We start from the raw sequence: 20,224 nt of genomic DNA, 5'->3' as shown, positions 1-20,224 counted from the left end.
CACGCCCATCGTCACGATGAGCATGGTCATAAAATGCCAGCAATAAATTAATAACGCAGGTTTTGATTAACGCAATGGAGGCATCATGGTTAGGCGAGATTTCATACTGAGAGCCACTGGAGTACTTGCAGTGACTGGATTGACTATTACCGGTTGCACCACCACATCACCATCCGATGCGAATGCCGATCCCGGCAAGCGCCGTCGCGAAATAGACACCGGCATCGACACCACGTTATCCCGCTTATATACCGCCGCTCCACATGCCCGCGAACTGGTCGCCAAAGCGAGCGGTGTGCTGGTCTTTCCATCTGTACTTGCGGCTGGACTATGGATAGGTGGCCAATATGGTGAAGGCGCATTGCGCATCGCCAATCGGACAGAGGCTTACTACAGCACCGCCTCTGCCTCAATAGGATTGCAAATCGGTGCGCAGTCCAAGGCCCTGATCTTCTTATTTATGACGCAGGACGCGCTAAACAAATTCCGCAATAGCAAAGGCTGGGCGGTAGGTGCCGACGCATCGGTCGCGGTGCTGAAAATCGGTGCAAACGGGGACATTGACACCACGTCTCTCACGTCCTCAGTCCTTGCATTTGTACTGACCAATAGTGGTCTGATGGCAAATCTGACGCTAGAAGGGACTAAGGTTACACGCCTTAATCTGTGAGGTAAAATCACCTTAAATTGATGCAGCCGAGGCCGCGGGCGGAGATTAAATAGTCATGGCGCATTTAAAAACCGCCGGGCGGGCGGCGGCCTATTACACCAGAATGGGTCAGGATTGCGTTACGGAATGTCGCCGCCATCGCAATCTTTAACTGCTGTATAAACAAGCACTTACGAACCAGCCCTTGCAGCATGTTTTCACTGCGTACCTTGTTGTAAACTTACTTAGTCATGGGGGTGATCGTCAGCAAAGTTAACAAGTAAACTGAGCGCTAAGTTAGCAATAGATGTCGCCACATCATTTAGTGGTAGTCGACATAAAATGGTCTATTTTTGTTGCCGCACTCACACCCTTCACCAACTCGACTTTTCCGCTCGCCAGTTTGTAAACGCCACCGACGATCATGAGTTTTTTCTGCTCGACGGCTTCGCTCAGTATCGTCGAAGATAGACTGAGCTTCTTGACGTTATCAATCACGTTCTGCCGGATCGCAATGTCCAGCAAGTTACCTTTTTGTCCCAACACCTTGCGTACCGAAGGCGTGAGAATTTTGGCTAACATTTGAATGTTCCCAGGATAACTAGCATTGTCCTTGTGCATTTTGACAGCCGCACCTATTGCACCGCCACGGCGGGTGATACCATCCGGCGAGGAAGTGCGTAGTCAGAATAACGCCGCCAGGCAAAAATAAATATGGGAGAGCTCCCACAAATGCACGGCAAATTCCTGCGTTGACATGGACAATTCTGCTTGTAGTCAAATACGGTCGATATAGACACGGTCCGTACAGAGCCACCGTCATCGCAAAAATTCAGTTTTAGCGAACATGATGGACAGTCATAGTCCGTACGCTGGGCACAGTATCGGGAATGCGGTTCGCACGGGCGCTCCGAGTAATTCAGCTAGGAGGATGGATCGCGGCATGCAAGACGATCCCAACATTGATCAGGGCAGCGACCACCTCACTGCATCCATGCGTTGCGCGCAGAAAAAAACCCACAATCCGGAGAGGACTGTGGGTTTTTACAAATAGGGCAGCGTCTATACTTTTTTAAGCATTGACGATCTTAATAAGCAATGAGATTAGGGATTTTGGATATTCGCAGCCTGCTTGCCTTTTGGGCCTTGCATGATATCGAATTGGACCTTCTGGCCTTCTTTTAAAGTCTTGAATCCGCCCATCTGGATTGCTGAAAAATGTGCGAACAAGTCTTCACTGCCGTCATCCGGAGTAATAAAACCGAAGCCCTTGGAGTCGTTAAACCACTTTACGATACCTGTTGTCATAATACTTCTTTCAAAAATTTCACACGATATAAGCTGGACACGCCAGAAGCCGTATAGCACCAACGCTATGCTCGTCCTGAATGAACCGCTCACTTTGCATTAAAAATATCAAACGTGAATGCCAACGCCATCGATATAAGCACGTCGTTAATTTGAAGCGACGCACGCTATCAACAGTAACTAACAAGACCGAAAACTTTCGTGATTCAGTCCTCGACACGTAATGACGCCGATAATGTGTTGCACTGCGTAAGCGCAACCCATAACAGCATCATCTACAATAAAGTGGGTAGCTGCTATCGGGCTTTGCCGTTTTTTGGATAGGGGAAAACCTGATTTCTGCGATTCTTCGAATTAAAAGCACGCCGTAGTGGGTTAGGCTGGCGCAAAAAACGATCCATTTATCTTGATCTCGTTCTCTTCAATATGCTGAAATAAGGAGAAATTTTTTAGGAACTTTGTTGCTGCAACAAAGGTACCAAAACGTGCCGAACAGCGTCACTCAAACTGTCGCTTAAATTCATTAAACTGGCTGGCTAAAGCATCAATCTGAGTGCGTAAATTAACAACCTGTTCCTCCAGCATCGCCACCCGATCCTGGCGGTCACTGCGTTGGACGGTCGTACTGGCATTATTTGAGAGCGCGTCAGCGACCAGCTGTTGTTCCAACATCTCATCACCCGCCAATAATTGTACATAGCGCGGCTCTTTAGTACCCGGGCCTTTCGCGAGGCGCGCTACTAAAGGAGGATATTTATCGATGAGAAATTGCAACGCCGTCTCGACTTCAGTGACCGTCGCAAACTCATGCTGACGGCTACCCCGCATCCGCAACTCCCCAGCGGTTTGAATACCACGCAACATCAGCGTCGTCAGGACTGCCAGTTTGTCGGACTCCAACGTCCATTTAAGACGCATGCGGTGCTCGTATTTGGCAACCCGGGCACCCGCCTGATTGACCTCCAGGACCAACTTACGCTGCATCAGACGCTGCAAAACGTCCAGTACCGTCGATTCCGAAATAGCCATCACCGGATCCCGACTTGATAACTGATTGCACCCATTGACCAGCGTATTTAACGACAGGGGATAATTATCCGGCGTCAATGCTTCTTTTTCGGCCAACACCGCTAGCACGCGAATTTCAAATGCGTCGAGGATGGACGCATCATCGTGGCCGGAAGAGATTGTTTCAGCTGTCATTATTGACTCCTGTAAGTTACTTTTGGTGACATATTTTGCTAGCCTCTGTGGGCAGTTGGCGATCAGTTACTTCATATCCGATTACGTCCGACACTTGACCCAGTCAGCTTTGCAGGCGGAATGATTCATACAATTATTCGACCAGTTTATTGAGTTCATCGGGATCAAATTTATCCAGAGGAGGTAAGCTATCGCAAGCGATACCCGCAGCCTTTAGCAGCGCGACAATACGCGCAATCTGGAGTTCTTGTGCAGCCGCATTGTCAATCAATCCATGCAAGGCTTTAGATAACGGATCATCGCCGTTCGGGGTCACCCCATACGCAGCAAACATGCGTGCCGCTGCGTCTTCTTGCGGGTTGTGGGTTTCTTTCTGGATGATGCGCGCAGGGTTACCTACCGCCGTGGCACCTGCAGGCACTGGCTTTACCACTACCGCGTTGGAACCGACTTTTGCGCCCTCACCTACGGTAAAACTACCCAATATTTTTGCCCCCGCACCGATGATTACGCCCCGGGCCAAAGTAGGATGGCGTTTGATGCCTTTACCGAGCGAAGTACCACCTAAAGTAACGCCCTGATAAATCGTGCAATCATCACCCACATCCGCAGTCTCGCCGATGACTACACCAAAGCCATGATCGATAAATACACGCCGACCGATGGTGGCACCGGGATGAATTTCAATACCGGTAAGAATTCTGGCGATCAGGGAAATAAACCGTCCGAGCAGCTTGAGATTGTGCTCCCAGCAGAATGCGGCCCACCGATGCATAACAATCGCATGCAATCCCGGATAGCAACACACCACTTCCAGGGCAGTACGGGCGGCGGGGTCTCTGGCCATGATACTGGCAATGTCTTCACGAATGCGACTGAGCATAGAAACTAAATTAATGTACTGTAAAGAATGGAAAATATTGCAAAGCAATAACGAGGCCTAATCTTATGCTAAAACCGCGTAAGCGTCTTCCGAAGTCCAGAATTGCTGACGATGATGGTGCGAGCCTCGGATGCAATATTTTGGTTAACAGCGGCTGGCATTACGGGAAACATGCTTCGATAAGCAATGTGGAAATTCGCGGTTACCAATGCAAATATCTCGCTTTACATTTTTTACTATTTTGCGGGAGTATTTATTTTAGTTATTACGTCAGTTTCAATGCTTATTCATAAGTTTGTTCATAAGTTACGTAACCGTTCACATCAACGAACAAGCGCCTAAGTTAACCACACACGCATCAGCAAAATGCATTTGCTGATGCGCACTGCGGTTTTCAAGATGAAACGCTTACACGCCTTTTATAATACGCTGGCGCCGGGCTTCGTAAAGGCAAACCCCAGACGCAACCGACACGTTCAGACTTTCCACCGAACCGAACATTGGCACGTGAACCAGAACGTCACAGGTTTCACGAGTTAGACGACGCATGCCTTCACCCTCGGAACCCATTATTAATGCTGCGGGACCGGAGAAATCAGCTTCGTACAAGCTTTTTTCACCGTCTTCGGTAGTACCGATCAACAAAATGTTGCGCTCTTTAAGCTCACGCAAGGTACGCGCTAGATTGGTGACCGTAATGTACGGGATCGTTTCGGCAGCACCGCTGGCAACCTTGGCCGCAGTGGCGTTCAATCCGACTGCACGGTCTTTCGGTGCAATAACCGCATGCGCACCCACACCATCAGCAACGCGCAAACAAGCGCCCAGATTATGCGGATCGGTAATACCATCCAAAATTAACAGTAGCGGCGGACCGTCAATCGCATCCAGCAGTTCATCCAAATTGCGCGCCAGCGATAACTCGCCGGCTTTTGCAACCACACCTTGATGGCGACGGGTGCCGACCATATTGGACAAGCGCTGATCATCGACGGGAAGCACCCGCACGTTAGCAGCTTTGGCTGTACCAATCAGGTCTTTCATACGACCGTCGACACGACTGGCATCGACGTAAATTTCTTCGACCGAAGAGGCTTCGTGACGCAGACGGGAAGTGACGGCGTGAAAACCGAATATCATTTTACTTTTCATGTTCTATCTTTTTTTCTTGCTTGGTTTTGCAAAAGCTTTTGGTTCGCGCGTGGTTTTTTCCGGACTGATGGCGACCTTGGCTTTTTTGCTTTTGGTTACTTTGGTTTTGGTAGCGCTTACATTGACTTTGCCGGATTTGTTTGCTTTAGTAGCGGGTATTCTATTTGCAGGCGTCGTATCGACTTTTGCCTTCGGTTTTCTGCTGCGCGATTTATCATGCTCAGTGTCAGCACGTCGCGCTTCATTTTTTAAAACCGTCTTGATGCCCGGTTCAGTGACCAGACGCAAATCGATCTTGCGGGCATCCAGATCAACGCGACTAACCTGCACCGTGACGCGGTCGGTCAACTGATATCGCTTACCCGTGCGCTCACCACGCAGTTCATGCCGCGCCTCGTCGTACTGAAAATAATCCGCGCCGAGTTCGGTGACATGGACCAATCCTTCGATGTACAACGCGTCAAGCTGAACAAAAATACCGAACGTCGCAACGCTTGAAATGGTCCCGGTAAATTCTTCGCCGAGCTTGTCGCGGATGAAGTAGCACTTCAGCCACGCCTCAACATCACGGGATGCTTCGTCGGCACGTCGTTCATTGGCAGAGCAATGGACGCCGAGTGCTTCCCAGATAGCGAGACTGCCTTCGTTTTTCTTTTTGCCGGCGGCTTTATCTTCCGCTTGCTTGCGCCGACCTGCAGGCGACAGCATGGTATTGAGAGCGCTGGTATCCATCCCCTTCGGCTCATAGCGCTTGCCCAACAAAATCGCCTTGATGGCCCGATGCGTCAACAGGTCTGGATAGCGGCGAATCGGGCTGGTGAAATGCGCGTAATGCGCATACGACAAACCAAAGTGACCGATATTTTCCGGATTATAAACCGCTTGCTGCATTGATCGCAACAGCATGGTTTGGAGCAATAACGCATCCGGACGTGCCTTAATCGCTGGCATCAATGCAGCATAATCCGAGGCCGAAGGCGTATCGCCGCCAGCCAGTGTCAAACCGACTTGTTTCAAAAATGTGCGTAAAACGGCGAGCTTTTCTTTGGTCGGACTGGCATGAATGCGATACAGGCCGTGATGCTTATGACGCTCAAGCAAATCTGCAGCGCACACGTTAGCGGCCAGCATGCACTCTTCGATCAGTCTGTGCGCATCGTTACGGGTGCGTGGCAGTATCTTTTCAATCTTGCCCGCTGCATTGCAGACGATGTACGTTTCGGTGGTTTCAAAATCAATCGCACCGCGTGCCTGACGCGCTTGCAACAAGGCATGAAACACGTCATACAGATGCGACAAATGCGGAACCAGTTCCGGGCGCTTGGCTGCTTCCGGCCCTTTGGTATTACCAAGGACTGCTGCCACTTCCGTGTAGGTCAGACGTGCGGCGGAATGGATCACCGCTGGATAAAATTGATAGGCCTTGATTTCGCCTTTGGCGGTAATCACGGCATCGCACACCAGCGTCAGACGATCGACATGCGGATTGAGCGAACACAAGCCGTTGGAAAGTTTTTCTGGCAGCATCGGAATCACGCGCCGCGGGAAATACACTGACGTGCTGCGCTCTAACGCATCGACATCCAATGCATCGTTCGGTTTGACGTAATGGCTGACATCGGCAATGGCAACAATCAGGCGATAACCAGTCGTGCGACCGATCTTGACCGGCTCACAATACACTGCATCATCGAAATCGCGGGCATCTTCGCCGTCAATGGTGACCAATGGAACATCGCGCAAATCGACGCGCTCCGACAGATCACTATCCACCACCACGTTCGGCAGCTTAGATGCCGCTTTGGTTGCCGCGGCCGAGAATTCATGCGGGACGCCAAATTTGCGCACGGCGATCTCGATTTCCATACCGGGATCATCAATATCCCCTAAAACTTCAGAAATCTTGCCGACCGGTTGCGTAAAGCGGGACGGTTGTACAGTCAACTCAACGCTGACCACCTGTCCGACTTTAGCGTTGCCAGGCGAACCAGCCAGAATAATGTCCTGACTGATGCGCTTGTCCTCGGGAGCAATCACCCAGGCGCCGTTTTCGTTGAGCAGGCGTCCGATCACGTGCGTGTTAGCGCGCGTGACGACTTCTACAATAGTGCCTTCCGGGCGACCCCGACGGTCAGTGCCAATGACGCGCGCCTTAACGCGATCGCCATTGAGGACTTTTTGCATTTCTTTTTCTGGCAAAAAGACATCACCGCCACCATCGTCCGGAATCAGAAAACCGAAACCGTCACGATGACTGCTCACGCGGCCTTCGATAAACTCCGAAGAATTGTTCAGTTTATAGATGCCCGCGCGATCCGGTTTGATTTGCCCGTCTCGGTCCATCGCATTTAGCCGTCGCGCAAACACTTCCATTGCGTCGGGGTTAACGCCAAGGGCAGCGGCAAGCGCATCGATATTTTGCGGTTCGGATGAAGTCCGCAGAAGGCCGAGAATTTCCTCCCGGCTAGGGATGGTGTAGGAGTATTGGCTCAAGAGGCGTGTTGGGGGTAGTTGATGATGGGTAGGATAGTCGGATCGGGAAAAGGTCGATCGGGAGTTTAATTAAGATAGAGCATAAAAGGTTTTGATATAGTTCCCAGTGTAACGGAGGAAAGGGCCATTGTCCTAACCAGCAACTTTTAATCACTATAAATCTTGCCTTCTACCGGCGTCAAGTTGACTTATGTTTAATTTCATCTATAATCCCTGTCTTCGCTGGATTTAGGCTAGACCTAAACTTACGAAAACAGCTTGAATAGTGTCACATTTCAAGCCCACGTGGCGGAATTGGTAGACGCGCATGGTTCAGGTCCATGTGCCTTCGGGTGTGGGGGTTCGAGTCCCTCCGTGGGCACCAGATGGTTGGTGCAATAGGTAGTGCATATTAAGTAATGCCTATTAGAAAAACCGCATAAGCATCAATGTTTATGCGGTTTTTTTATTTTTTGTTCGGATTAACATTCTCTGGGCAGGGCGCCAGGAGGGCATAGATCAACCCGGCGTAGCATCGCAACGCGTCGCGGTCTGCTGTCCTCTCTTCCAGCATAACTCTGCAGCACCTGCTGCTGGATGCGGAATGCCTTCGTGATCTATATGCGCGGTAAAGGTCCGCCATGCGCGTGCGCCCTGACGATCAAGCTCAAGACGTAACAGCCAGCCCGTAATGTTGGCCGGCTCCGTAAATCCATTAAATACAAAGTTGCCCAAGCTGTAAATAATCGGCTTGCCCCGATATTGTTCAACGTTCTGCGTTACGTGAGGATGACCACCAACAACCGCGTCCGCGCCAGCATCAATCATGGCCCGTGCTAGTTGTCGCTGGCGAGCGCTGGCCTCAGGCTCATCTTCCCAACCCCAATGCATGACCGGAATAACAAGATCAGCGTGAAATACTGTACGCGCCCGAACGATGTCAAGCTTCACCTGCTCATCTTCACTCCAGGCGATTCCCGGCTTATCAACATCGGCCTCAAAACTTCTTGGCAAAAATTCGTCGTAACCCAACAGTGCAATCCGCAAACCATGACGCTCGATAAGGAGGGGGCGATGCGCCTGCTGAAGATCGCGACCACCACCAAAGTAACCAATACTGCGGCTATCTAACAGGTCAAGCATTTGAGCAAAGGCGATGGGACCGTAGTCGCCGGAATGGTTATTCGCTAAACCCACTGCGTCAAAATGACGCTTCAGAACATCTAACGTACGAGGACTCGCACGGAATGTGAACGGTTTATCAGGCTCAGGGGTGCCTTTCGTAGCCACAACACATTCTAGATTCCCCACCCGAATATCGGCGGTATTCAAGATAGCCGAAAAGGGTGCGAAAGGGTCGCGCCCGCTCTTCACAACCTTACCCGGCCCCTCAGCAAGCATGATATCGCCAACGAACGCAATGGATACCGAAGGTCCGGCATTTTGCGCCGAAACCACTTGTATTTCGCTCATCGTGCTTAGCCCGACTAACACTGCCAACCAGTGCGCTGGCTTCATGGCGCAACCTCTAATAACGCGCATCCATATTGCAGATTCCGTTGCATCGGCAAAGAATATACGTCATTCACCCCTGTCAGCGCAGCGGGTCCAGCATCACGCAACGCCACCGGTGCCAGATATTTCACCTCATGCAATAGCATTGGTTTGGGTTCCGCATGATCATAAATGTACAATTTGATATATGCGATTTGTCGCGCGTCCCCAATCACAACCGCCTTAAAGCGAAAGCGACCATTAATATCTATCGCCTTAACTTGATATGGATCACTTCCCGCTAAAAAATCAATTATTTGTGTACTCCCACTTTGCATTATATGGCAACGCAAAACAGGTGCAGAAATGGCCATTTGAGGTACCAAAGCGCCGATCAGCCCACTGAGGACTAAAGTAATCTGAAATGTGTGAGCAAACTGAATGCCGCGAATCAAACGTCTGTGAAGTTTATGGATCATTTGTTGATATATAACAATGAAATGTCGATTAATGGAAGTTCTTGATAATGGTTAAAAAAAGACTTTCTATTCCAACACGACTTTAAGCACATCAAGTGCATTCAGATAATTTATTATTACACTCTTTCGTTGACCAAACCCTATGAATGCACGTATTATTCGTGCTTCGCAATTGCGAGAAACCTTAATTGGTGACTGCAAATGCCCACGTGGCGGAATTGGTAGACGCGCATGGTTCAGGTCCATGTGCCTTCGGGTGTGGGGGTTCGAGTCCCTCCGTGGGCACCAGAGTTTTTTGGTGCAAATGTACAAAAGTAGTACAAAATATACAAAAGTAGTACAAATAGAGAAACCGCATAAACAACAATGTTTATGCGGTTTTTTTGTTGGTGCGTCTTCTACCTTATTTTATGGATTGCGCAGGTTCTAGCGCGGCATCAGCCAGTCGTGGGCCGGATCATTTTTAAAATGCCAGGACCGCTTCGGACCTGCCATCACATTCAGGTAATAGCAGTCGTAGCCGTGAGGGGCGACTACCGGGTGGTAGCCTCTGGGAACCATCACCACATCGTGGTTTTCAACCGCCATCGACTCATCTAAAGAGCGATCATCGGTATAGACCCGCTGGAAGGCAAAACCTTGCGCCGGATTAATGCGGTGATAATAGGTTTCTTCCAATGCACTTTCTTCAGGCAGGTTGTCGGTGTCATGCTTATGCGGCGGATAACTGGAAGAATGTCCAGCTGGCGTAACGACCTCTACCACCAGCAAATGATCGGCAGGTGCGCTTTGCGGCAATATATCGCACACATAGCGAGTATTGCTGCCCTGCCCTCTTACTGATCGATTGGCGCTGGCAGGTTCGATCAATCGGGCCGCAAAATCGCCATGCCCTGGCGCGCTGCACACTGCAATTTCGGCGTCACCGTGCGCCGTAACATTCACCTTCTGCCCATGCGGTACATACACGGAATAAGGCGAGATAGGGTCAAACACGCTTTGGCGCTCACCAATCTCTGACCAGAATGCATCGCCTGCCCGGACGCTTACAATACCCCGCAGAATGACAATACAGATTTCACGCGCGCCTGTATTGAAGTCAAGTCGCTGATTCTGTGCCAATCGATATGCCGCAAAACCCACGTAATGCCATCGTGCCGATTGCGGGGTAACGTTGACGATCTCTTGACCATCCGGTTTGCCTTTGACTAGTAAGTGCATGCAGCCTCCGCAATGGCATGCACACTGCCGGTTTCAATCCCCTGCACCAGCGCCGCTAAATGTTGATAACCCATTTCGGCATATTGATAGCTGGGCGCAACCGCGGGGTCTTGCTCGGCTTCAACTACCAACCATCCTTGATAATTATTCTGGTACAACGTCAGTAACAATGCCGCAAAATCAATCGCGCCATCGCCAGGAACAGTAAAAGCCCCGTTAATCACGCTTTGCAGAAAGCTCCAGTTACCATTGCGCGCTAACTTCATGACCGCCGGGCGCACATCTTTGCAATGAACATGCGCTACGCGGGCGATGTGCTTTTTTAACACAGCCAACGCGTCGTCCCCAGCGAAGGTAATGTGACCGCTATCGAACAATAACCCCACCGAATCGCCCGTCAGCGCCATCAACCGGTCAATATCCGCGGCGGTTTCAACATACGCGCCCATGTGATGATGGTAGGACAGGCGCACACCATGCGACAGCGTGTAAGTGGCAAAAGCGGTCAACTTGTCGGCATATTCCTGCCATTCTTTAGCGCTGTTAAACTGTGGCCGTTTATACAACGGCTCTGGTTGCCCCTGAATCGCATCGGCCACTTCGCCATACACCATCACCTTGGCACCATTTTCTGCTAATAACCGCAAGTGCGGTCCGACGGCGACAATCTCATCGGCCACCGAATTAATCGCCAATCGCCCTGAATACCATCCAGAGACGCATTCCAGCGCGTACTTACCGAGGACAGCGGCCAACGCCGCGGGTTCTTTAGGGAACTTATTGCCCAGCTCGAATCCGCGATAACCTATTTGCGCACCTTCTGCGAGCGCGACTTCCAGCGGCGTCTCACCGCCTAATGAAGGTAAATCGTCGTTCATCCAGGAGATTGGATTGATGCCGATTTTTACATTAAATTGTTTGGTCACGATGATTTCCAATCAGAGTTTTTGGTTCAACTGGGCGTGTTCATATTGCTCACGCGCCACCTGCACTGAGTGTCGCGACGAGACTTCAGGTACCGCGACCTCCCACCAGCAACCGCCATCCTCGGTGGTGCGCTTAGCATCCGTATCGATACAGATCAAATAGGTACGATCAGCGGCACGGGCACGCAGCATCGCGGCTTCCAATGCTGCAATCGTCTGGACATTTTCCGCCAATGCGCCTAACGCTCTGGCATGCATCGCAAAGTCGATGTGCGGCGCACCCAGCCCACCTTGCAGGCAATCTTCCAGCATGTTGTTGAATGGCGCGCCACCGCATGCCTGTTGCAGCCGGTTAATGCAGCCATAACCACGATTGTCCAGAACGACAATAATCAGCTTTTTGTCCAGCATGACCGAAGTAGCGATTTCAGAGTTCATCATCAAATAACTGCCGTCGCCGATCATCACGATCACGTCGCGATCCGGCCGGGCCAGCTTAACGCCCAACCCGCCAGCAATCTCATAGCCCATGCAGGAATAACCGTATTCGACGTGATACCCGCCCGGCGTCGTTGTGCGCCAGAGTTTATGCAGCTCTGCCGGTAAGGTTCCTGCGGCGCACACCACAATGTCAGTCAAAGGCGAAGTATTACTCGAACGCTGTACCGCACCGATGACTTCGCCATCGTAAGGTAACGCGGGCAATGCTACTTCACGCCTGTTGGTGATGCCGCTGACGGTCGAACGCCATAGTTCTGCCTGCTCGGTTGCCTCGACTGTCCACGCGTCGCTAGCGCGCCAGTCTTTCAGTCCATCGGACAAAGCGGTCAATCCCAATCTGGCATCGGCAATAATTCCGGTCGCATGCCATTTCATCGCATCGCACGGATTAACATTGACGCTAATCAGCTGCGCCTGCGCAAATAAAGAATGCGAGCCGGTGGTGAAATCCTGCAGCCGACTGCCGACTGCAATCACAACATCGGCATGATCCGCCAAGGCGTTCGCCGCCGGCGACCCGGTCACACCTAACGCGCCCAGTTGCAATGGATGGTCCCAGGACAGAGCGCCCTTCCCGGCCTGCGTTTCAGCCACCGGCACACCATGTTTCTCTGCGAATTTACGCAAAGCTTCGGTGGCGTTGCCGTACAAAACGCCACCACCGGCGACGATAAGCGGTTGTCTGGCATTTTTCAGTAAGGTCAAGGCTTGCTGCAAATCTTCCTTAGCAGGAGGCTGAGCGCGAAACGACACCAGTTTCGGTTTAAAAAAAGCGAGCGGATAATCGTAAGCCATGGTTTGCACATCTTGCGGTAACGCCAGCGTGACGGGACCACATTGCGCTGCATCGGTCAGGACCTGAATCGCGCGTGGTAATGCCGTCAATAACTGCTCGGGATAATAGATGCGGTCAAAATAACGCGACAATGGCTTGAACGCATCATTCACGGAAACACTGCCATCCTGAAAGTCTTCAAGCTGCTGTAGCACTGGGTCAGGTCGTCTCGAGACAAAAATATCGCCCGGCAATAACAACACCGGTAACCGATTTACATGCGCCAGCGCAGCCGCGGTCAGTAAATTGGTTGCGCCCGGACCAATTGAACTGGTCACCGCCATCATACGACGGCGCATATTGGTCTTGGCATAGGCAATCGCGGCGTGTGCCATCGCCTGTTCGTTATGCGCCCGATAGGTTGGCAGTTCTTCGCGATATTGAAATAGGGCCTCGCCCAGACCAGCGACGTTGCCATGGCCAAAGATGGCAAACACGCCGCCAAATAGAGGCTCATCACCTGTCACCCGATCATCGGCATCATAGGTCGCCACGCGCAATGCGGCCAGATAACGTACCAGCGCCTGCGCCATCGTCAGCCGAATAGTTCCACAACCGTTGCTCATGCTAAGTGCTCCAGATTCTGCTCTGCCACCAGACCTGTCAGGACTGTTCGGGGTGATTGCTGCGCACTTCCGCGACTCTCCCGCCATACCCCAATCAGTCGCTCAAAGATCGTCCGCACCTCAGCAATTAAGGAAGCATCGTCGATCTCCCCTTGCAGCCATCGTCTTGCAGGCGCATGAAAAATGGTACGACCAACCATAAAACCACGACAGGTCTTGCTGTCTTTTGAAGCGAGAAATCCATGCGCCAGTTCCGCGACCGACGCATTCAATCCCAGCAACACAACACCGCGACAATAGGGATCACGCTCGGCAATCAAAAAATCAATTTCGGCCCATTGCGCTGGCGACATTGACGCCAACTTCCACCATTCGGGGTAGATACCGAGGTTGTACAATCGCTTGATGGCGCGCATTACCGTGTTGTCTGCGATTGGCATTGATTTGGGTGGAATGATTTCTAGCAGCAACTCATGTCCGCTTATCTGCACCGCGTCATAGAGTGCCCGGATTTGCGCCTCTTGTTCCAGCCGATTTTCCACCGTATCATCGGGGTGGAACTGCACCAGGCATTTGACCACATGCTCCTTGGGCCAACTGATAAGGTGAGAACCAATTGAACGACCATAATCGAACTGAAGCGGGTTCGACAGCGGCATTTCAACTGTGCGCCCGACCCACCAGCCGCGACCGGTGGCAGCATTCAACGCATCCTGTCCATAGCGATCATCAATCAAAACGCCGATCTTGCCTTGTAGTCCCAGCGCCTGTTCCGTCTCTGCTACGGCCTCGACAAGCAAGCACTTTAATGCAGACAAGCGCGACTCTGCTGCACCGCTTTCACGCGCCAATTCAAAAAACTGGTTCCGATGGTCGAACGCAAAGACGTTGACTTCGTTCCACGCGCGGCGCGGCGTCGTCACGCGATGCAAACGTGTCAAGTGAGCATCCAGATCTGGTCGTTGCAAGCGATCACTATTAGCGAGAAAATACGCTAGCTCAACCGGTGTCGGCATCGCCGGTGCGCAAGCGTGCCGGGACACGACCAATGCGCCACAAGCGTTGGCGTAACGGCAGCAAGTCTCATCATCGTCACCGTTGAGCCAACCTTTTAAAAAACCTGACAAAAATGCGTCACCGGCTCCCAATACGTTTAGTACTTCAACGCGCGCACCCTGATAGTTGAAAGCAACATCCAGACTGGCCGGAATCGGTCCCCGGATCACCGCGCAACCGAGCGGACCGCGCTTGACAACTAAGGTCGCGTGACTGACGGCGCGCACCGCTTGCAGCGAGGCGATAATATCGCTACCGCCACCGGCGATCATGAATTCCTCTTCTGTACCAGCGACCAGATCAAACTTCGGCAAGATGGCCTGCAGATGGGCCGTTACGCTCTGGTCTGCAATGAAGCGCGTCTCGCCATCGCCTTTGTCAGTCAGTCCCCACAACACCGGGCGATAATCAATATCGAGCACCGTGCGCACGTTGTGCCGATGGGCATAATCTAGCGCAAGACTACTGGTGCGATGAACATTCGCGGTCGAAAAATGCGTACCTGTAATTAACAATGCCTTGCTTGACGCAATAAAGGACTCATCAATGTCTTCTTGCGCAAGCGCCATATCGGCGCAATTTTCTCGATAGAAAATTAATGGGAAGGTTTCCTTATCCTTGAGCCCCAGCATGACCATCGCCGTCAGTCGATCAGGATCAATCTTAATGTGGCTGACATCACACCCTTCTGCGGCCAGTGCATTGGTCAAAAATTGCCCGTTGTGTTCATTGCCGACGCGCGCCAGCATTGCTGACTTCAAGCCTAAACGCGCGCAACCAAACGCAATGTTAGCCGAGGAGCCACCAAGATATTTGGCAAAGCTGGTAACATCTTCAAGGCGCGCCCCAATTTGTTGGGCGTATAGATCCACCCCCAAACGTCCCAGGCAAATGATATCGCGTGCGCGATCTGGTTCAAAAAGGGTTGCCGATGCAACTGATGATGTAGTCATGAATAATTCCTCTTAAATCCTGATACCTTCGAGTTGATTCATCAGCGTCTGCATTTCTGCGCCACCCGCCATCATGTCCAGCACCGCCTCTTTGGACACGTTATCTTTGGTAAAAGTACCCATAGATTTACCGCGATTGAGTAACGTAAATGCGTCTCCAATCGGGTAGGCGTGATGTACATTGTGAGTAATAAAAATTACCGAAATCCCACGTTCGCGTGCTTTATGAATCAGCTTGAGTACGTTAAACGATTGCTTGACGCCCAGCGCAGCGGTAGGCTCATCCAAAATCAGCACCCGTGCGCCAAAGTGAATCGCCCGCGCAATGGCGAGGCACTGCTTTTCTCCGCCCGACATGGTGCCAATTGCGTGATGCGGATCGCGCACCATGATGCCCATTTCGGCAAGCTTTTCAGTGGCGGTCCGCGCTGCGTATTGCATATCCATGACCGTAATGCCAAATACTTTTTTAGTCGGTTCGCGACCCATGAAGAAATTACGCGCGACCGACAATAACGGCACTAACGCTAAATCCTGGTATACCGTGGCGACGCCGACATCCAGCGCCTCTTTTGGCGAGTTAAAAGAAACCGGCTTGCCGTCAACCAGGTACTGTCCTTCGGAGGGTTTATGCACCCCGGCTAAGGTCTTGATCAAGGTTGATTTTCCTGCGCCGTTATCGCCAAGCAGGCAATGCACTTCGCCTTTTTTCAAGCGCAGAGTGACGTTTTGCAATGCAATCACGGAGCCAAAAAATTTACTGACATTTTCCAAAGCAAGAATTGTTTCACGCATCATTACCTCGCCTCCGTCACACGGCGACGGACATAGTTATTGAATAAAACAGCAACCAGCAACATCACGCCCAGAAAGACGCGAAACCAATCCGAATTAAGATTGGTATAAGAAATCCCAATCTGAACCACACCAAATATCAGTGCCCCAAAGCAAGCGCCGATCACCGAACCGTAACCACCGGTAAGCAAGGCACCACCGATGACGGCTGCGATGATGGCTTCAAATTCTTTTTGTAATCCGCGATCTGCGGCAGCGGAGCCTACATCGGCGACTTGTAATACAGCAAAAAGACACGCGCAAAATGCAGTGAATACAAACAAGGTGATTTTTACGCGGCGCACCGGCACGCCGACATTCTTGGCCGCATTGGCATCACCCCCGACTGCAAATATCCAGTTACCAAAACGGGTCCGCGCCAAAACAAAGCTGGCCACGATGGCCAATACAATCCACCAGACAATCACTTTGGGTATTCCACCCACTAGCGGCGCGCCTGAATCGGTGGTCGCGATCCAGTGTTGTTGCGCCATCCAGCGGAACAAACCATGGCCGACGGTACCTGAAAAGAACGCGTTACCAAGCCAGTCTTTCGCAGCATATTCACCGACGCCGCTGACAATGGTGCGATTGGCAAACATAATGGAAAGCGCCAACGTTAACCCGCGCAGAATAAACAGGAAAGCCAATGTGACGATAAACGATGGCAAGCGGGTCTTGATCACCAGATAGCCATTTAACCAGCCCAATGCCATCGATCCGGCAAAAGCAAACACGACCGCGAGCCAAAATGGCCAGTGAAAATACACCGTTGGAATCGCCACCATCATGCCGGCAAAACCAATCATTGATCCTATTGATAAATCGAATTCGCCTGCGATCATTAGCGTACAGGCACCGACGGCGATCAGACCCAGATAGGCAGCAACTTGCATCCAGTTAACGATACCGTCGAGATTAAACATGCCGGAATCGCCAGCGGTTACCCCAAAAATCACGAACACCAGAATGACACCAGCGAGCGAGGCAAATTCCGGGCGGCCCAAAAACCGTTTTAAGCCGCCCTCTGAGCGCACCCGTTCATCCTGAGCACTCTGCATTTTTTCCGTCGGTTCGTTGATTACAGGCGCGACTCTCTCAGCATGTGCGCTATGTGAACTCATACAATGTCTCCTACTTAGTTTTTTGACTTTTGCTGATAGTAACCAGTGATCTGTAATCTGTGATTTGATCGGTGATCCTTGATCCTTGATTCATGCCCGTGTCCGGCTTCCTGAGAGCAGCCCGGTGCTTTTTAAAACGACATCAAACTCGCCAATTAAGCGCCCGATCGGAGTCAGAATATTCTTCGCGTTATTCTTTTGTAGTCTCCATATCGGGCGACAAACAAACACCTGATAGATCGCTATGAAGAAAAACCCTTAACGATACTGCCCTGCGTATTTTAGAACTTTAGCGATATTATCTTTAGTAATATAGCCCGGGCCGGAGCTGATATGGCGTGGCCCATAAATCGGGGCCAGACCATACTCGGCAAGACGCGCCTGAAACTTTGGATTACCCTTCAATTGGGCTTGTATCGTGGCGACGTCGGAAGTCTTGGACTGCTTCATAATTGCCAGCACGGCGACCGGAATATAGCCTTGCAAATAGGGTTGCTGATCAATCGCAAATTGCACTGAGCCGTCCTGAATACCTTTCGCAATTTCATCAGATAAGTCAAAAGTAGCAAACCACATTTTTCCTTTCAGACCCATTTTTTGCAAAGCGCGCAAGCTTGGCCCAGCAGAATCCGGGCCCAGTGCCAACACCGCTTGCGTCCCTGGATTGTTGCGTAAATAGGCGGACACTTTACTCTCTATACCAGTCGGATCCTGGCCTGCGTCCAATGTTGATTTTTTGTAGTCAACGCCAAGCGCGTCAGCAAAACCGCGGCAACGCTCGAACGAAGATGGATTGGTAGCGTAATGATTGACGCACAAGAACGATTTGATACCGGCGGCTTTAGCCTTTTCTCCCGCACCCTTGCCAGCGTCATATTCTGGCTGACCAACGTGCATAATCGCCCCTAATTCTTCGCTTTGTTTCTGCGTACCGGAATTAATGGTGACTAACGGAATTTTTTTCGCCGTGACGTTGAGCATGGCTTTTTTCAGCACGCTGTAATCGGCAATACTAACAATCACGCCATCGTAATTGCGCGCCGCCGCTTGTTCAATTAAGCGCGACATGTCGGCCAGATCACCATTTGGAGGATTACGATAATCGACAGTGACACTAAAATCTTCACCGGCTTGCTTGATAGCATTTTTTATGGTATTCCACCAGGAATCAGAATCTGGCGCGTGGCTGATAAGAACAAATTTTTCGTTCATGGCATACGCTACGTTGACCGATACGGCCGACACGACCATGGCCGCGACCATTAAGACCTTCAAGAGCCATCTCGATCTATATTGTTGCATTTTTATCTCCAATTTTATTTTGTCCGAACTATAAGGTGCGGTACTTTGATGCCGACGACTAGCTTTTAGCTAATCGGCACTAAACAATAGAACAAGCGGAGACATAATGCAACTTTTTTTTCATTTAATTTTAATTTTAGAATTTAATTTTCAAATATAAAATATTCCTTATAATCAGTACATAGATAGTGTCCCACCAACGGATTTGCGCAACCTGCAGCCGAAGACAATATGCTAATGCCGAACCGCGTAGGTGGCCAAGAGAGCACAATGCCGCCAGAGCGATTTTGCGTAGGTCCAAAAAATACTAAAGAGGAACAACATGGCGGAAACTGCTACAGTCGATCAATTAATGCTGCAAATAGCGGATAAATATCCCACTCTTTCCAAGCAACTTAAAATCATTGCCAAATATATTGAGCAGCATCGCACCAGTTTAATGCTGGAACGCATCAGTGACATCGCTGAGCATTGTGATGTGCAACCCTCAGCTATCGTGCGCTTTGCAAAACAATTTGGGTTTACAGGCTTTAGTGAAATGCAGGCCGTGTTCAGGGATGCCTACACTGCGCAGACCGGCCCCTCACCAAATTATCAACAACGCATTCGCAAGCTGATAGAAACTAAAGCCTCTCCGCTACAAAGCGGCGCCATGGCGCGCGAATTTATCGATGCCAGTCGTAGCGGCCTGGATGAATTATTGAGCGGACTGGACGAGACCCGTTTCGAAGAAGCGGTCAAGCTTTTGCATAAAGCTGAGAACATCTATGTGATCGGTGTGCGCCGCTCGTTTCCTATCGCCACTTATATCGTGTATGCGTTGCAGCACACCAACAAGCGCGTGCATATATTATCTGGACTTGGTGGCATGTTCCGGGAGCAAATCCGCAGTATCGGCAAAAATGATGTTTTGATTGCTATTAGCTTTACCCCGTATGGTAAAGAAACGCAGGCTTGTGTGCGGTTAGCGCATCATCATCAGGCGAAGACATTAGTTATCACAGACAGTCAGCTCAGTCCATTAGCAAAACACGCAACTGTGTCGTTGACGGTAAAGGAAGGCAGCGCCTTCGCATTCAGATCGCTCACCAACGCCATGTGTTTATGTCAGGCATTGTTCATTGCGCTGGCGTACCGGCTGGAATTGAATGTTGAAGAGGCCAACGCAATCGACGGTTATGATGAATAACTGACCCACGGCGGACATGAGCGGTGGGTCAATAGGGCCTGGCGCGTGTGAAAGAGACCATCTTAACGTGCCAGCCC

General features: G+C 50.9%; 17 protein-coding genes and 2 tRNA genes. 4 read left to right on the top strand and 15 right to left on the bottom strand.

Annotation, left to right across the window (positions count from 1 at the left end):
* The first annotated feature begins 85 nt into the window (after positions 1-85).
* Entirely contained in the window at positions 86-670 is a 585-nt protein-coding gene (locus HAV38_RS02660) for a BPSL1445 family SYLF domain-containing lipoprotein (RefSeq protein WP_168052179.1), read from the top strand.
* 297 nt (positions 671-967) lie between these two features.
* Here the strand turns inward: HAV38_RS02660 and HAV38_RS02655 are convergent, their stop codons facing one another.
* The 6 genes from HAV38_RS02655 to rnr all read right to left on the bottom strand — a co-directional run bounded on the left by HAV38_RS02655 (position 968) and on the right by rnr (position 7,688).
* Positions 968-1,288, bottom strand: a complete 321-nt coding sequence (locus tag HAV38_RS02655; RefSeq protein ID WP_280730142.1) for a carbonic anhydrase — start codon at positions 1,286-1,288, stop codon at positions 968-970.
* Between the two features lie 465 nt (positions 1,289-1,753).
* Positions 1,754-1,957 (bottom strand): cold-shock protein, encoded by a 204-nt coding sequence (locus HAV38_RS02650; RefSeq protein WP_168052175.1) that lies wholly within the window; start codon positions 1,955-1,957, stop codon positions 1,754-1,756.
* A 498-nt stretch (positions 1,958-2,455) separates the two neighbouring features.
* Positions 2,456-3,160 (bottom strand): YceH family protein, encoded by a 705-nt coding sequence (locus HAV38_RS02645; RefSeq protein ID WP_168052173.1) that lies wholly within the window; start codon positions 3,158-3,160, stop codon positions 2,456-2,458.
* A 133-nt stretch (positions 3,161-3,293) separates the two neighbouring features.
* Positions 3,294-4,043 (bottom strand): serine O-acetyltransferase, encoded by a 750-nt coding sequence (gene cysE, locus HAV38_RS02640; protein WP_168052171.1) that lies wholly within the window; start codon positions 4,041-4,043, stop codon positions 3,294-3,296.
* A gap of 408 nt (positions 4,044-4,451) precedes the next feature.
* Positions 4,452-5,195, bottom strand: a complete 744-nt coding sequence (gene rlmB / locus HAV38_RS02635) for a 23S rRNA (guanosine(2251)-2'-O)-methyltransferase RlmB (protein WP_168052169.1) — start codon at positions 5,193-5,195, stop codon at positions 4,452-4,454.
* 3 nt (positions 5,196-5,198) lie between these two features.
* Positions 5,199-7,688 carry a ribonuclease R gene (rnr, locus tag HAV38_RS02630; RefSeq protein ID WP_168052167.1) on the bottom strand — a complete coding sequence of 830 codons (2,490 nt, stop codon included), beginning with the start codon at positions 7,686-7,688 and terminating at the stop codon, positions 5,199-5,201.
* A 279-nt stretch (positions 7,689-7,967) separates the two neighbouring features.
* On the opposite strand from rnr, the gene HAV38_RS02625 reads away from it, so the two are divergent.
* Positions 7,968-8,052, top strand: a tRNA-Leu gene (locus HAV38_RS02625).
* A 134-nt stretch (positions 8,053-8,186) separates the two neighbouring features.
* Here the strand turns inward: HAV38_RS02625 and HAV38_RS02620 are convergent.
* Entirely contained in the window at positions 8,187-9,140 is a 954-nt protein-coding gene (locus HAV38_RS02620) for a CapA family protein (RefSeq protein WP_425338686.1), read from the bottom strand.
* Between the two features lie 41 nt (positions 9,141-9,181).
* The gene (locus tag HAV38_RS02615; RefSeq protein WP_209216596.1) at positions 9,182-9,640 is read right to left on the bottom strand and encodes a hypothetical protein; all 459 of its coding nucleotides are present in this window, start codon (positions 9,638-9,640) and stop codon (positions 9,182-9,184) included.
* A gap of 203 nt (positions 9,641-9,843) precedes the next feature.
* On the opposite strand from HAV38_RS02615, the gene HAV38_RS02610 reads away from it, so the two are divergent.
* Positions 9,844-9,928: transfer RNA gene (locus HAV38_RS02610), tRNA-Leu, on the top strand.
* A 138-nt stretch (positions 9,929-10,066) separates the two neighbouring features.
* Here the strand turns inward: HAV38_RS02610 and iolB are convergent.
* The 7 genes from iolB to HAV38_RS02575 form a co-directional block, all read right to left on the bottom strand.
* On the bottom strand, positions 10,067-10,861 hold the full coding sequence (gene iolB / locus HAV38_RS02605; RefSeq protein WP_168052163.1) for a 5-deoxy-glucuronate isomerase: 795 nt from the start codon (positions 10,859-10,861) through the stop codon (positions 10,067-10,069).
* Positions 10,849-11,787 carry a myo-inosose-2 dehydratase gene (iolE, locus tag HAV38_RS02600; RefSeq protein ID WP_168052161.1) on the bottom strand — a complete coding sequence of 313 codons (939 nt, stop codon included), beginning with the start codon at positions 11,785-11,787 and terminating at the stop codon, positions 10,849-10,851. The genes iolB and iolE overlap by 13 nt, the downstream gene beginning before the upstream one ends.
* Before the next feature lie 12 nt (positions 11,788-11,799).
* Positions 11,800-13,689 (bottom strand): 3D-(3,5/4)-trihydroxycyclohexane-1,2-dione acylhydrolase (decyclizing), encoded by a 1,890-nt coding sequence (gene iolD / locus HAV38_RS02595; RefSeq protein ID WP_168052159.1) that lies wholly within the window; start codon positions 13,687-13,689, stop codon positions 11,800-11,802.
* A complete protein-coding gene (locus tag HAV38_RS02590) occupies positions 13,686-15,698 on the bottom strand; it encodes a bifunctional 5-dehydro-2-deoxygluconokinase/5-dehydro-2-deoxyphosphogluconate aldolase (protein WP_168052157.1) in 2,013 nt (670 codons plus the stop codon). The genes iolD and HAV38_RS02590 overlap by 4 nt, the downstream gene beginning before the upstream one ends.
* A 12-nt stretch (positions 15,699-15,710) precedes the next feature.
* Positions 15,711-16,493: an ATP-binding cassette domain-containing protein gene (locus tag HAV38_RS02585; protein WP_375791654.1), complete on the bottom strand. Its 783-nt coding sequence runs from the start codon at positions 16,491-16,493 to the stop codon at positions 15,711-15,713.
* Positions 16,494-16,495: 2 nt separating this feature from the next.
* Complete coding sequence (locus HAV38_RS02580) at positions 16,496-17,593, bottom strand: ABC transporter permease (RefSeq protein ID WP_245182222.1); 1,098 nt, start codon at positions 17,591-17,593, stop codon at positions 16,496-16,498.
* Positions 17,594-17,914: 321 nt separating this feature from the next.
* The gene (locus HAV38_RS02575; RefSeq protein ID WP_375791653.1) at positions 17,915-18,919 is read right to left on the bottom strand and encodes a sugar ABC transporter substrate-binding protein; all 1,005 of its coding nucleotides are present in this window, start codon (positions 18,917-18,919) and stop codon (positions 17,915-17,917) included.
* 361 nt (positions 18,920-19,280) lie between these two features.
* On the opposite strand from HAV38_RS02575, the gene HAV38_RS02570 reads away from it, so the two are divergent.
* Entirely contained in the window at positions 19,281-20,147 is an 867-nt protein-coding gene (locus HAV38_RS02570; RefSeq protein ID WP_168052149.1) for a MurR/RpiR family transcriptional regulator, read from the top strand.
* Positions 20,148-20,224 lie beyond the last annotated feature (77 nt).

Source organism: Glaciimonas immobilis (assembly GCF_011947285.1).
Lineage (GTDB): Bacteria > Pseudomonadota > Gammaproteobacteria > Burkholderiales > Burkholderiaceae_D > Glaciimonas > Glaciimonas immobilis.
Note: the sequence above shows the minus strand (reverse complement) of the source record. Positions and strands in the feature narration are given on the sequence as shown.

What these genes read in the sequence shown, in the direction of transcription:
- HAV38_RS02660 (WP_168052179.1), top strand. Translation starts at nt 86, where the DNA reads ATGGTTAGGCGAGATTTCATACTGAGAGCCACTGGAGTACTTGCAGTG.
- HAV38_RS02650 (WP_168052175.1), bottom strand. Translation starts at nt 1,957, where the DNA reads ATGACAACAGGTATCGTAAAGTGGTTTAACGACTCCAAGGGCTTCGGT.
- HAV38_RS02645 (WP_168052173.1), bottom strand. Translation starts at nt 3,160, where the DNA reads ATGACAGCTGAAACAATCTCTTCCGGCCACGATGATGCGTCCATCCTC.
- cysE (WP_168052171.1), bottom strand. Translation starts at nt 4,043, where the DNA reads ATGCTCAGTCGCATTCGTGAAGACATTGCCAGTATCATGGCCAGAGAC.
- rlmB (WP_168052169.1), bottom strand. Translation starts at nt 5,195, where the DNA reads ATGAAAAGTAAAATGATATTCGGTTTTCACGCCGTCACTTCCCGTCTG.
- HAV38_RS02620 (WP_425338686.1), bottom strand. Translation starts at nt 9,140, where the DNA reads ATGAGCGAAATACAAGTGGTTTCGGCGCAAAATGCCGGACCTTCGGTA.
- HAV38_RS02615 (WP_209216596.1), bottom strand. Translation starts at nt 9,640, where the DNA reads ATGATCCATAAACTTCACAGACGTTTGATTCGCGGCATTCAGTTTGCT.
- iolB (WP_168052163.1), bottom strand. Translation starts at nt 10,861, where the DNA reads ATGCACTTACTAGTCAAAGGCAAACCGGATGGTCAAGAGATCGTCAAC.
- iolD (WP_168052159.1), bottom strand. Translation starts at nt 13,689, where the DNA reads ATGAGCAACGGTTGTGGAACTATTCGGCTGACGATGGCGCAGGCGCTG.
- HAV38_RS02590 (WP_168052157.1), bottom strand. Translation starts at nt 15,698, where the DNA reads ATGACTACATCATCAGTTGCATCGGCAACCCTTTTTGAACCAGATCGC.
- HAV38_RS02585 (WP_375791654.1), bottom strand. Translation starts at nt 16,493, where the DNA reads ATGCGTGAAACAATTCTTGCTTTGGAAAATGTCAGTAAATTTTTTGGC.
- HAV38_RS02580 (WP_245182222.1), bottom strand. Translation starts at nt 17,593, where the DNA reads ATGCAGAGTGCTCAGGATGAACGGGTGCGCTCAGAGGGCGGCTTAAAA.
- HAV38_RS02575 (WP_375791653.1), bottom strand. Translation starts at nt 18,919, where the DNA reads ATGGTCGCGGCCATGGTCGTGTCGGCCGTATCGGTCAACGTAGCGTAT.
- HAV38_RS02570 (WP_168052149.1), top strand. Translation starts at nt 19,281, where the DNA reads ATGGCGGAAACTGCTACAGTCGATCAATTAATGCTGCAAATAGCGGAT.